The organism is Paracoccus sp. C2R09 (genome assembly GCF_018860625.1).
In the GTDB taxonomy this organism is placed as follows: Bacteria; Pseudomonadota; Alphaproteobacteria; order Rhodobacterales; family Rhodobacteraceae; genus Paracoccus.
This window is the reverse complement of the sequence record NZ_JAHKQB010000023.1, coordinates 227,171-241,001: the sequence shown is the minus strand read 5'-3', so window position 1 is coordinate 241,001 and position 13,831 is coordinate 227,171. Positions and strand designations below refer to the sequence as shown.

Below are 13,831 nucleotides of genomic sequence, written 5' to 3'. Positions count from 1 at the left end.
TCAGCCCTCGGCCAGGGCGGGGGATGCGGGCTTCAATCCGGCGGGGGCGGACAGGCCCGTCGGGATCACCTCGTAGCCGCGCTCCTCGGGCTCGTCATCGACCAGCTCGGGCGGAAAGCCCGGCGCGGTGATCGACAGGCCGGTGGCCTCTTCCAGGCGGCGGATGATGTTGGGCGACAGTTCGCGTTCCCCGAAGCGGGAAATGCCGTCGTCGAAGATCTCGACCATGAGGGGGCTGATCTCCAAGGGCACGCCCGCCTGTTCGGCGATCTTCTGGAACAGGCCGATATCCTTCTTGACCAGGTCCATCGTGAACGAGATGTCGCGCGATCCGTTCAGGATCACCTGGCTCTCGGTCTCGTGGACGAAGGACGTCCCGGACGAGATCTTCATGGCCTCGTAGGTGGTGTTCAGGTCGATGCCCGCGGCCTTCATCGTCACCAGCGCCTCGCAGCAGGTCAGCAGGTTCGCCGTCGCAAGATAGTTGGTCATCACCTTGAGGACAGATGCGGTGCCGATATCCCCGGTATGCAGCACGCGGCGCCCGAGCGTGGCCAGCGTCGGCAGCATGCGTTCGAACGTCTCGCGGTCGCAGCCCGCGAAGATCGAGATGTTGCCCGTGTCCGCGCGGTGACAACCGCCCGAAACCGGGCATTCCATCGCCGCACCGCCCCGCTCCTTGACCAGGGCCGCGAGGCGCTGAACCTCGGCCTGATCGGTCGTGGACATCTCCATCCAGATCTTCGAGGGGCCCATTTCGGGCAGCATCTCCTCGACCACCGCGGTGGATGCGGCGGGCGAGGGAAGGCAGGTGATCACGGCATCGCAATCCCGCATAAGCCGGGCCGGCCCCGTGGTCGATTTCGCCCCCTTGGCCACGAATGCCGCAACCAGCCTGGGGTCCAGATCGTGGACGGTGACGTCGAAGCCGTTGCGCAACAGGCTGCCGGCCAGCTTGCCGCCGACATTGCCCAATCCGATGAAGCCGATTTTCATGTGATGCAGCGCCCTTCCGCGAGAACATTTCCAGTCCCGTCCAGCGTGAGGCAGTTCGCCGCACAGATGAAGCAATGCGTTTTCACCCAGAGGGGCTGCTGGCGTTGCCGCATCGCGCCTATGAAAAAGGGCCGCCCCCGGATGGGAACGGCCCGTGCTGCCGGCCATCGTGCCGGATCACCGGGGCGGCGGACCGCGGCGTCTGCTGGCATCGCAGGTGCCGCCCTCTTCCTCGAGGGTGCAGCCGGTCTGCGCCTTCAGGCAACCCAGGATCTGGTTCGAACCCGCAGCCCCCGCGTGGTAATGATATGGCAGTCCCTCGGCCTCGTGGCCGAAGCACGCGTCCAGATCCGCAGGCTCGGACCCGTCGGCCATCAGATGCGCGAAGATGGGATGGCCGTCCATGGCGATGCCGATCTGCCCGCCATGTTCCGCCAACGTCCCGGCCCCCGCATCGACGGTCGCCTGGCCACCCTCCAGGCAATCCGTCACCGCGTGATAGTGATACCCGACATGCGTGTTCACATGCCCGCCGCAATCGTCGAAGGGCGCGATGGTATGTGCGCCCAGGATCGCATCCAGCGGCGCGGGCCCGTCCAGCCGCACGCCGTTCAGCGCGACCCCCGACCCCATCTGCGTGGGCTGCGGTTCATCGGCCGGTTCGGGATGCATGGGGATGACATAGGTCACGCTGGCATCCTCGGGCAGGTATTCCGGCTGACATTGCACGCAATAGTTCTGGTAGTCCGGGTCCACGTCGGGACGCGCGGCCGCCTCGCAGGCCTCAAGGGTGCCGGTGAAACGGATCTCGCCCGTGTCCTTGTCGAACAGCTGCCATTCCGTATCGCCATAGGTTTCGGCAAGGTTCGCGATGAAATCGCCATCCACTTCCACGGCCTTGCCATCAAGGAACCAGATGCCGCCCTTCTCGGCATCGTCGGCGATATTCGTCGGGCACCACGGCCCGGGCGTGTAGTCGGGCGGATTGGGGCGCACGGTGATCTGGAAGCAGCTGGTCGTCGCCCCGCCCGACAGGGTGCATTCGACCTCGGACGGACCGCTGACGATATCGGCGCCCTCGAAAAAGGCCGCGATCCGGTCGATCCCGGTCTCGTGCGCCATGGCGGGCAGGCCCGTCATGACAAGCGCGGTTGCGGCAAGGCTGGTTCGGAACATGGATGCGTCCTTCTGATGTCAACGCTCAGCTTTGGGCCGGATGCAGGCCGAGGGGACGCAGCTCCTTGCGCAGCCTGTCCTGCGACAGATCCGCGGAGTGCAGCGGAAGGTGAACGCCCGGATGGCTCATCCCCATGATTCGTATGCCAACCGTCGGTTTGCGGCAAGCGGGCCGGCGGTCACGGCCGTGTCATTGCGACCTTCGGCCCCATCCGATGCGCGACCAGGCCAGCTCATGCCCGAAATAGCACAGAAAGCCTGTGACCGCACCGACGACAGCGATCCCGCCGCCCGCCCGGACCGACCCGGTAAAGGCGAACCCGATGGCCGTCATCACCACGAAACCCATGATCTGCCATGTCACCGCCTTTAGGGCGATACGTCGCCGCGTCTCCATGCATTCCTCCTGTTATCGTCATCCCATCCGCCTTATCGGAACCCGCCCTGTGCCGAAATTCCGTGAATTTGCTGCAAATAATTTGCCTTGTTGCGTTTGATCTGCATAGTTGCGGCATGGCCAGCCGTGACCGACATCTGATCTTTCGCACCCGGTTGCAGCAGGCGATGGCCGATCGCGCCATCAGCAAAAGCGCGATGGCCCGCGCGACCGGGGTCGATCGTTCGACGATCGGACAACTGCTCAAGGGCGATGCGCCCCGCCTGCCCAATGCCCAGCTTGCCGCCGACATGGCGATGGCCCTGGGGGTCAGCCTCGACTGGCTGCTGGGGCTGACCAACCGCCCCGAGCTTGCGGGCGACATCCTCGCCTCGGCCATGGGCCTCAGCCCGGCCGAGCGTGACGCGGCCGATGCCCAGATCATCGAGTGGCACCAGACCGCGATCGGCAGCAAGATCCGGCATGTTCCCGCGACCCTGCCCGAAATGCTGAAGACCCCCGAACTGCTGGACTGGGAATACGCGGCCCTTCCCCCCGAGGCGATCGCCCAGATCAAGGGGACCGCACGCAGCCATCACGACTGGGTCCGCACCGGCGAGGCCGATTACGAGATCGCGATGCCGGTGCAGGAACTGCGCGCCCTGGCCGAAGGCAGCGGCTATTACGCGGGGCTGGCTGCGGGGCTGCGTCGTGACCAGCTGGCGTTTCTGGCCGATCAGTGCGACGTCCTGTTCCCGCGCCTGCGACTGCATCTGTTCGACAAGCGCTGCGCCTTCAGCGCGCCCACGACCGTCTTCGGAAACAGCCTTGCGATCATCTATGTGGGCAAGTTCTATCTTTCGTTGCGCGAACGTCAGCGTGTGACCGCCCTCACCGAACATTTCGACTGGCTGATCCGGGGTTGCGCCGTCGACGACCGCCATGCGGCCGCCTATGCCCGCCAACTGACGGTGGGTTGACCGCCGCGGGAAACTTTCGACTTGACCCGGAACATATCGTGATCGCATCTATGGCAGGATGCAGTCGAGCAATACAACATATAGAAACGGGCGCAACGGGAAGTGCATGAAGAACGCCATGCATCCCCTTGCGCGATATCGGCTTTCCTGACGCATCGCATATCAGGCAACGACGACCCCTTGGATTGGACGAATTGGAAGACCTCAGCCCCGAAGGCGCTGCCCCCGCAGTCGCCCTTGACCTCGAACCGGTGGACCGGATCAACTTTGCCCTGTCCCAGAACGGGCCCGCGATCCTGCGTCGGGTCGCGCTGACGAACGAAGGGGACGCGCCGCTGGAGGCGCTGGAGGTCACGGTGACCACGCGCCCCGCCGTCATGCGTCCGCGCAGCTTCCGCATCGACCGTATCGCACCGGGCGCCACCGTCGTCCTGCCGCAGGCCGAGACGCCGCTGGATACCGCGCATCTTTCGGGCCTGAACGAGGCCGAATGGGGCGAGGTCGTCCTGCAGGTCCATCGGGGCGACGAGCTGATCGCGGAAGCCGCCCGCCCGGTCGAGATGCTGGCCCGCGACGAATGGGGCGGGTTGTCCATGGCCCCGCTGCTGGCCGCGCATGTGTCGCCGAACGACGCGGTCGTGGCCGTTGTCCTCAAGGACGCCGCGCGCCTTCTGGAGGCGGTGGGCGAGCCCGGCGATATCGACGGCTATCGCAGCGGCGATCCCGGGCGTCCCTGGATGCTTGCCGGCGCGATCTGGTCGGCGCTGACGGCCTGGGGTCTCAGCTACGCGCTGCCGCCCACCTCGTTCGAGTTGCAGGGCCAGAAGCTGCGCGACCCGGCCCGCATCCGGTCCGAGGGGTTGGCGACATGCCTCGACAGCGCCGTGCTGCTTGCCTCGTGCTTCGAGGCCGCGGGCCTGAACCCCGTGATCTTGTTCGCGGAAGGCCATGCATGGGCCGGCTTCTGGCTGACGGATGCGGATTTCGGCTGCATCGCGGAACCCGACGTGATGACCGTGCGCAAGGCGGTCGATGCGCGCGAACTGGTGATGCTGGAAACCACCCACCTGACCAGGCGCCCCGCCATCGCCTTCGAAGAGGCCGCAGCGGCCGGCCGCGATCTGGTGGCCGAACGCAACGAACACGGCTTTCTGCAGGCGCTGGACATCCGCCGTGCCCGTGCCGCCCGCATCCGGCCCATGGCCAGCCACCGCCCGCCCGAGGATACGGATCCGGACGCCCCCGTGGCGCCGGCAGCCCTGCCCCGTCCGCTGCCGCCGGGCATGATGCCTGCAAGCCCCATCGCGGACGACACCCCCCGGAACGCCGCCGACCGCATCGCGCGCTGGCAGCGCAAGCTGCTGGACCTGTCCTTGCGCAACCGGTTGCTGAATTTCCGCGACACGCGCCAGACCCTGCCCTTCGTCTGCCCCGACATTCCCGCGCTGGAGGACCGCCTTGCACAGGGCCAGGGCATCCGACCCGAGGCGATGGCGGGCGACGGCCTGCCCGAGGATGCCGCCATCCTGCACCAGATGGCAAACGATGCCTTCGCGCGCGGCCGCATCGCGGTGCCGCTTGCGGGCAAGGACATGCAGGAACGGCTGCTGGACCTCTATCGCAAGGCGCGCAGCGACCTGCAGGAGGGGGGTACGAACACGCTGTTCCTGGCGGCGGGGTTCCTGCGGTGGAAGAATACCGCGCAGGACAGCCGCAGCTACCGCGCGCCGCTGCTGCTGATCCCGGTTCGGCTGACCCGCCGCTCCGCGCAATCGGATTTCCTGATCGAGGCGCATGAGGACGACATCCGCTTCAACACGACGCTGCTGGAGTTCCTCAAGCGCGATTTCGACCTGAAGATCCCGGAGCTGGAAGGCGATCTGCCCCGCGACGAGGCAGGCTTCGACGTGACGCGCATCTTCTCGACCATGCGCGCCCGCATCCGCGACGTTCCGGGCTTCGAGCTGGTCGAGGAGGCGGCGCTGTCGACCTTCTCCTTCGCGAAGTTCCTGATGTGGAAGGACCTGGCCGAACGCGCCGACAGCCTGCGCGACAGCCCGCTGGTCCGTCACCTGGTCGACAACCCCGAAACGCCCTTCCTGCCCGACGGCGATCCGGGCCTTGCCGGTCCGCGCGACGTGGACCGTCGCCTACCGCCGCAGGACCTGTTCGCGCCGCTGCCCGCCGACAGTTCCCAGCTGGCCGCGGTCCTGTCCGCGCAAGAGGGGCGCGATTTCGTGCTGATCGGCCCGCCCGGCACCGGCAAGAGCCAGACGATCGCCAACATCATCAGCCAGTGCCTGGCGACCGGACGCACCGTCCTGTTCGTGGCCGAGAAATCCGCCGCGCTGGACGTCGTTCATCGCCGCCTGAACGCGCACGGCCTGGGCGATGCCGTGCTGGAGCTGCATTCGAACAAGGCCGACCGCAAGGCCGTCATGGCCCAGCTGGGCCGCAGCTGGGATCGCGCATCCGAAGGCAGCGACGCCGAATGGACCCGCGTGACCGCCGATCTGGACATGACGCGGCAGGAACTGAACGCCTATGTCGCCGCGCTGCATGCCAAGGGGCGACAGGGCTTCAGCATCTTCCAGGCCATCGGCTGGTCGTTGAATGCCGATCCGTCGCTGCGGTTGCGCTTCGACAACCACGATGCGCATGACGAGGCCAGCTTCCAGCGGATGCTGCAGATCGCGGCGACCCTGGGCCGCACGCATCGGATCGTGCGCGACCTGCCGGAGTTTCCGCTGATCGGCGCGCAGGACTGGTCCTTCGGCTGGCAGGCCACCCTGCTCGAAACCGCGGAGGCGTTGCGGGTCGCTGCGCGCGATCTGGACGCGGCCCGGCAGGCGCTGATCCACGAGGCCGGGCTGCAGCCCGATACCGGCCCCGATGCGCTTGCGGACCTGGCCCGCGCGGCATCGCAGGGGGGTGATCTTGGCTGGGCCATCGACCGCGATGCCTCGGCCCTGCGCGCCCAGGCCGAGGATCTGGCCCGCGCGATCGAGGCCCGGAATGCGGCGCGGGGTCGATTGGCGGGGGATTACGCGCCCGACGCCCCCATCCCCGTGGACCGGCTGGATCAGGATTGGCGCATGGCCCGCACCAGGATCTGGCCCATGTCGGCGCTGGCGATGGGCCGCCTGCGCAAGCTGCTGCAGACCTATGCCCAGGGCGGCGCGGTCGATCCTGAAACCGATATCCCCGCGCTTGCGGAAATCGCGCGCCACCGGGCGGTCATCGACGCAAGCCCCCTCAGGGATATCGCCGACGATCCCGCCGATCTTCGCCGCAAGGCCGACGCGGCGGTGGTGCTTCTGAAGGCCGCCGTCCGTATCGCGCCGCATGTCGCCGACCAAGACCGCTGGCACCTTGCCCTGCGCCGCATGGCGGCGGGCGAGGATGCGGCCGCCCGCGCCCTGTCCGTTGCCGAGGACACCTTCCGCAACGCCGCCCGACCATTCGCCGAAGCCGCCGGCAGCGATCCGCTGACGATGCCGCTGCCCCGCCTGCTGGAGCAGTTGGAGACCATCGACGCCGCGCGCGAGCATCTGCCCGACTGGACCCGCTGGAACGCCGCGCGTGCGCAGGCGATGGCGGCGGGCCTGTCACCGCTGGTCGCGGTGTTGGAGGGTGGCGGCATCGAGCAGCCGCTCGAGGATGCCTTCCGCAATGCCTATGCCGCATGGTGGCTGCCCCATGCGCTGGACGCCGATCCTGTCCTTCGCGGCTTCTCGCATTGGGCGCATGAGGATGCGATCGCACGCTTCCGCGACCTCGACCGCGCCGCGACGCAGATGGCCGCCGGACAGATCCTGTCACGCATCCGCCACGGGCTGCCCGCGCGCGACGCGGTCCCGCGCAAGTCCGAGCTGGGCACGCTTCGGCACCAGTTGGGCCTGCAGCGCCCCAGCATGCCGATCCGTTCGCTGATCGCGCAGATGCCCGACGCCTTCACCAAGCTCGCGCCCTGCGTGCTGATGTCGCCCCTGTCGGTCGCGCAATATCTGCCGGCGGGCCAGACGGCCTTCGACGTGGTGATCTTCGACGAGGCGTCCCAGATCACCACATGGGACGCGATCGGGGCCATAGCACGGGGACGTCAGGCGATCATCGTGGGCGACCCCAAGCAGCTGCCGCCCACCAATTTCTTCGGCAAGGTCGAGGATGACACCGACGACATCCCCGAAACCGAACGCGACCTGCCCTCGATCCTGGACGAGGTCGCGGCGTCGGGCGTGCCGATGCAGCAGCTGGACTGGCATTACCGCAGCCGGGATGAGGCGCTGATCGCCTTCTCCAACTGGCACTACTATGGCGGGCGCCTGATCACCTTCCCCTCGCCCCGCACCCAGTCGAAGGCCGTGCGGCTGCATCCCGTGAACGGCACCTATGGCCGCGGCAAGGACCGGCGGAACGAGGTCGAGGCCCGCGCCATCACCGCGATGGCCGTGTCGCGCCTGACCGAATGGCTGACCCTGCCCGAGGCGGATCGCCCGACGCTTGGGGTGATCACCTTCAATGCCGAACAGCAGGCGCTGATCCTCGACCTGCTGGACGAGGAACGCCGCCGCGATCCCGAGTTGGAATGGTTCTTCGAGGATGCCCGCGAGGAACCCGTCATCGTCAAGAACCTGGAGAACATCCAGGGCGACGAACGCGACGTGATGCTGTTCTCGATCACCTTCGGGCCCGATCAGGCGGGCAAGCTGTCGATGGCCTTCGGCGCGCTGAACGGAACGGGCGGAGAGAAACGGCTGAACGTGGCCGTGACCCGTGCCCGGGCCGAGCTGCATGTCTTCGCCTCGATCCGGGCCGAACAGATCGACCTTGCCCGGACGAATGCGACGGGGGTGCGCCATCTGAAGGCGTTCCTCGATTATGCGGAACGCGGCGCAGTTGCGCTGCCTGCGCAGGATACCGGGTCGGAAGGGCCGGTCGAGAACCCGTTCGAGGCCGCCGTGATGACGGCGCTGGAGGCACGAGGATGGGAGCTGCGGCCCCAGATCGGTGTGTCGGGCTTCCGGATCGACCTGGGCGTCGTTCATCCCGATCATGCGGGGATCTATCTGGCGGGTGTCGAATGCGACGGCGCGACCTATCACGGATCGGCCACCGCGCGCGACCGCGACAAGGTCCGCCAAGCAGTGCTGGAGGGGTTGGGCTGGACCATCCTGCGCGTCTGGTCCACCGACTGGTTCCGCCATCCGCGGGCGGTTGCCGACCGCATCCACGAGGCGCTGTCGGAACACCTTGCCCGGGACCGCGCCTGTCGCGCGGCGCGCAAGGCCGAAACCGGCGCCGCGCCTGCGGATGCGGGCGGCGTCACCCCCGACCCCGAGCGGTTCTTCGAGGCGGGCTATCAGCCCGTCCTGACGCGGATCATCGCGGATATCCTGGCCGAGGAGGCGCCCATCGCGCTTGACCGGCTGGCGGCCCGCATCGCGACGGCACATGGCTGGCCGCGCGCCGGGGATCGGATCCAGGATCGGGTGCGATCGGCGATGGAACCCGCGCATCTGCACCGCGAGGGCCGGGCCGAGTTCCTGTGGCCGGGCGAACGCGCCACAAGGCTGCCTTTCCGCGAGGGGACGGATCGGCATGCGGATCAGATCCCGCTGGCGGAATACGCGACCCTGCTGGACGGGCATCCCGACGCCGATCCGCAGTTGCTTGCCCGTTTGGCCGGATTGCCCGTGGATGAAGGGCAGGATCACCTGCAATCGGTGATCGACTGGTGGCGCAACTCCGGGGCCTAGCGCCCCGGAACCTTCGGCAAGGCGCAGAGCGTGTTAACCAGCCGCATCTGATCGACGGTGTCGCAACGGGCCTCTTGCAGCCGGGGCGCGCCGAAGATCAGCGCCAGCGCCTTGGCCCGCGACACCGCGACGTTGATCCGGTTGAGCGAAAAGAGAAACTCCATCCCGCGCGGGGTCTCCTCGGCCGAGGACGCGGTCATCGACACCAGGCAGACGGGTGCCTCCTGCCCCTGGAACTTGTCGACCGTGCCCACCCGGATCGCCTCGGGCAGGGCCTCGCGCAGGGCGTTCACCTGCGCATTGTAGGGGGCGACCACGATGATGTCGGATGCCCGCAGGGGTCGCGATGTCCCGTCGCGGTCCTGCCATCGCCCCGCCATCAGGTCTGCGCAGACGGCGGTGATCGCGGCCACCTCCTCCGGGGCCGATTGGGCGTTCCCGTCATGCGGGACCGGCACGAACCATGCGCCGGTCTGGGGCAATGCGGTGCCGGGAACCCCCTGCCGCGCCGTATCGGGATGTGCCGTCAGCCTGCCCTCGTAGACCTGGGCCGAGATGAAGCCGTTGACGGCAGGATGCATGCGCCTCGTCTGACCCAGGAAGATCCCGCGATCGGGGGGGATCGTCGCGTCGCGGCCCAACACCCATTCCAGGCATGACAGGTTCGCGGGTTCGGGATGACTGCCCTGGATCACCTGCGGCAACTGGCGCGGATCGCCCACCAGGACGATGTTGCGCGCCGCGCGCCCCATCGCCGCCATGTTGGCAAGACCGACCTGCCCCGCCTCGTCCACGAACAGCCAATCGAACCGACCGATATTCTCGGGGCGGGCAAAGAAGAATGCCGTGCCGCCCACGATATCGCCGCTGTCGGCGGCCTCGGCATTGTCGTTCGTCCGACGCACCGGGCAACCCGTGGGATAGCCGTCATCGCCCGATTGCTTGTGCAGGATGTCGATCTGTAGATCCTCGGGCAGCGCCTTCAGGCAGCCCATCAGCACGTTGCGGATCGCCTCGTGGCTGTTCGACGCCACGCCGACGCGATAACCGTCGCGGACCAGCGCCACGATCGCGCGGGCGCTGATATGGGTCTTGCCGGTGCCGGGCGGGCCCTGAATGGGCAGCACGGTTTCATCCATCCGGCTCACCGCGGCCACCGTGCCCGCGACCACATCGCCGGGCGGCAGGATCGGCCCGCCACCCGTCAGCCGGGGCGCGCGCCGTGCCAGCAGGTCGTCCACCGCGCGATAGGCGACCGGACCGCATTGATCCGCGATCACGTCCCTGACCGCATCCGCGATGACATCGGTGCTGATCGGGCGGTCGGGATGCAACCCCATCCGGTCTGCCAGAAGATGCGCCCGCGCCTTGCCGATCTTCAGCGTCACGATCCGATTGCGCCGGTCCAGATCCTCGATGGTGACGCTGGCGATGCCGCCTTCGGGGTCCGGGATGCTGGCCTTGCTGCCCGCCCGCAGCTTGCTGTCTTGCCACGGAAATCGGTAGCTGCGGCGAACGGATCGGGCGACGGGTTCGGCGGGGCCGGTGGCGCGAAGCCCCCCAAGCGTATCGAGGCCGTCGATCAGGGCGTCGTCTTCCTGTGCAAGGCTGTCGAAGATCGCCCACCAGGCCGGCTTGGCCTCTCGTTCGTGGAACCGGCCCAGATCGAACAGCATCTGCCGTCGTTCGGCCGTCAGATCGGCGCGATCCAGCATGGACTGCAGCGTATCGGTCTCGGCGTCGTCCTCATCCTCCTGCGCGCTCGCGTCGGGGCCTGTTTCGTGCCACGGACGTTCGGGCCGGATCGACAGCAGCCAGTCGCGCAATCCCCGGGTCGAGACGCAGTCGATCCGGTTGTAATCCTCGATCTCGGACAGGATCGCGTCCTCGCCCGTCTCGCGCCAGCGTTCATAGGCCACCACGGAACCGCCCGCCGTGGTGACCGCGCCCGCGCGTTCCTGGCCGTAGAACCGCTCCATCGACTTGATCGAGTAGTTCCCCTCGGATGCCACCAGGCCACCACGCACGACCGAGTAGAGATCGACGAAGCGCCCCTCGCGCAGAAGCCGGTCGAGGAATGCCTCGCCGCGCCCGTACTTGGCCGTCAGGCGGCGCAGGGCCGTCACCTCGTAGGGGGCATAGTGATAGATATGCGCATCGGGATCGGCCTCGATCCGATCGCGGAACAGATCCAGCAGCGCCGTCAGCGCATCGGCCTCGGCCGCGTGATCATGCGCCCAGATCGCCTGGAACCCGCCCGCATCCAGAACCCCGTGCAGATACTCGAGACCCCCTTCGTGATGCGGATCGCCCTCGATGTCATAGAACAGATCGCCCTGCGACGGGCGCGGCAGCAGATCGAAGCCGCGACCGGGCACATGGGCGCGCAGCTCGTGACAGGGCGCGCCGGTCTTGCGGGCATGCTGCAGACGCGCCTGCGCCTTCAGGCGGTCGAAGGTCTCGGGGGCGATGCCGCGCACCGAATCGTCATGGGTGGCCAGCGCGGCCATGCTGTCGATCCCCGCGGCCTCCAGCCGCTTGACCTGCGACCGCGTGATGCCTGCGACGTTGAACAGGCTGTCGGTCCGGTCCCACACCCCCTGACAGTGATCGGCCCAACGGCAGAGCGCGCAATCCGCGCAAGGCACCGGCCGCGTCTGGGGCGGTCGTTCGACGAAATCCTCCAGCCGGTCGCGCATCGCGCGGGCGTAATGGGCGTAATCCGTCAGGCGCAGGCTGGCCCTTTCGCCGCTGCCAAGTTCGACATGCGCCATTTCGGGCGCGACGCCCTGGATGCGCGCCAGCAGATCGGAATAGAGCACGAGTTGCAGGACATGCTTGGGATGCGGGCTGCGCTTCAGCTTGGTATCGGCGACCTCGTAGCTGAAATCGCCAAGCGCCGAGGGGCGTTCGACCCGTTCTAGGAAATCCGACCATCCCCCCCAGTTGCCGTCGAGGAATGCCCCCTGGAACACCACCTCGGCCCCCAGGGCCAGGGCGGCCCGCGTCTGTTCTGCATTGTCGGCCAGCCTGCCCTGCGCGATCTCGGTGATCTGTCGGCCCTCCTTGCGCAGCCGCTGCAGATGCGCAGCCTCGTGGGCGTCGCCCCGTCCCTGCAGCAGGGCCGCGTCATCCGTGCCGGCACAAGGCCGAGGCCCGTTTCCGCGCAGATGCGCGAGGTCCAGCGAGGTCGCATGGGCGCAGCCCGAAAACCGCATCAGGTCGCTGGCCGAGAACAGGATGCGTCCGTCCAGATCGCGCATGGAATGTCCCTCTTGTGCCGGATGAATGAGGCGGCCCGATCGCAAACCGGATCGGACCGCCTTTCGTGATGAAAGGTCTTCGTGTCAATATGCCGGGCGCGCCGAGACGCGCCCGGCCCTGCAGGCACCACACCCGACCGGCCCGCCGATGACGTCCCCCGCACCATTTACCAACACGACGGGAAAACGGGGAATCACCTCGACAGGTGGCATGTCCAGTCCTAGCCTTTGCGGGTGACAAACCCTGTCAGGGTCATTTTCGACGATCGCATTAGTACAATCATTTCAGGGCTTCGCTCATGTCGTTTTCCAAGGCACGCGACCTCGTCCAGCTTGCGCAGATGGCGGCGGCCCGCCGACGTGGCGTGGCTCTCGAAGACATCATGGACGAATTCGCCGTTTCCCATCGCACCGCGCAGCGGATGGCCGCCGCGCTGGAAACCACCTTCGCCAATGTCCAATACACGGATGGCCCCGACCGCAAGCGACGCTGGCGTCTGGTCGATCCGCAATCGGACCGCCTGCAGCTGTCGAACGAAACCGGGATCGAGGCGCTGGACATCGCGGCGCGGCATGCGCGCGATGCGGGCCGGATGCGCCACGCCAAGGCGCTGGACGATCTGCGCGCGGGCTTGCTGGCACGCCTGCCCGGACCGAATGCAGCGCGTGTGGAAGCGGATGCCGAGGCGGTCCTGTCATCCCTGGCCGAGGTGACGCGCCCCGGCCCGCGCAGCCTTCTGGACAGCAGCCTTCTCGATGCGATGATCGAGGCGTTGCGCGGACCGTTCCGTCTGAAGGTGTTCTATCGCGACGATGCGAAGCAAAGGATCCTGGAACCGCATGGTGTCCTGCTGGGGCACCGGACCTATCTGGTGGCGCGTGATATCGACAAGCCCGACGGCATGCGCAGCTTTCGGATGGACCTGATCACGGGCGCGACGGTGCTGGACGAAAGCTTCGCCCTCGATCCCGATTTCGTGCTGTCGGATTTCGCCGCGCGGTCCTTCGGTGTCTGGCAGGATCCGACCGAATACGGAGAGGTCGTCTGGCGCTTCGTGCCCTCGGCGGCCGAACGCGCGTCGGGGTTCCGTTTTCATCCACGGCAGACGATGGAGCGATGCGCGGATGGCAGCCTGATCGTGCGCTTCACCGCCTCGGGCTGGCTCGAGATGGCGTGGCATCTGTATCAGTGGGGCGACCTGGTCGAGGTTCTGGCCCCCGAAGGTCTTGCCCGCATGGTCGAGGGGCACCGCCGATCCGATTTCGGCGGCACCCCCTAGG

The 13,831-nt window shown here is 67.6% G+C and carries 7 protein-coding genes; 3 read left to right on the top strand and 4 right to left on the bottom strand.

Features of this window, described 5'->3' with window-relative positions; genetic code table 11:
• From KO490_RS09155 to KO490_RS09145, 3 genes are all read right to left on the bottom strand, one after another.
• Entirely contained in the window at positions 1-1,164 is a 1,164-nt protein-coding gene (locus KO490_RS09155; protein ID WP_216019108.1) for an NAD(P)-dependent oxidoreductase, read from the bottom strand.
• Between the two features lie 9 nt (positions 1,165-1,173).
• The gene (locus KO490_RS09150; RefSeq protein ID WP_216019107.1) at positions 1,174-2,172 is read right to left on the bottom strand and encodes a YHYH protein; all 999 of its coding nucleotides are present in this window, start codon (positions 2,170-2,172) and stop codon (positions 1,174-1,176) included.
• Between the two features lie 190 nt (positions 2,173-2,362).
• The gene (locus KO490_RS09145; protein WP_216019106.1) at positions 2,363-2,569 is read right to left on the bottom strand and encodes a DUF2061 domain-containing protein; all 207 of its coding nucleotides are present in this window, start codon (positions 2,567-2,569) and stop codon (positions 2,363-2,365) included.
• Positions 2,570-2,685: 116 nt separating this feature from the next.
• On the opposite strand from KO490_RS09145, the gene KO490_RS09140 reads away from it, so the two are divergent.
• Positions 2,686-3,528 (top strand): helix-turn-helix transcriptional regulator, encoded by an 843-nt coding sequence (locus tag KO490_RS09140; RefSeq protein ID WP_216019105.1) that lies wholly within the window; start codon positions 2,686-2,688, stop codon positions 3,526-3,528.
• A 185-nt stretch (positions 3,529-3,713) separates the two neighbouring features.
• A complete protein-coding gene (locus KO490_RS09135) occupies positions 3,714-9,287 on the top strand; it encodes a DUF3320 domain-containing protein (RefSeq protein WP_252727088.1) in 5,574 nt (1,857 codons plus the stop codon).
• Here the strand turns inward: KO490_RS09135 and KO490_RS09130 are convergent.
• Positions 9,284-12,550, bottom strand: a complete 3,267-nt coding sequence (locus KO490_RS09130) for a TM0106 family RecB-like putative nuclease (RefSeq protein WP_216019104.1) — start codon at positions 12,548-12,550, stop codon at positions 9,284-9,286. The two genes, KO490_RS09135 and KO490_RS09130, sit on opposite strands and share 4 nt — an antisense overlap.
• Positions 12,551-12,849: 299 nt before the next feature.
• Here KO490_RS09130 and KO490_RS09125 point away from each other — a divergent pair, with 299 nt between their 5' ends.
• Entirely contained in the window at positions 12,850-13,830 is a 981-nt protein-coding gene (locus tag KO490_RS09125; protein ID WP_216019103.1) for a YafY family protein, read from the top strand.
• Position 13,831 lies beyond the last annotated feature (1 nt).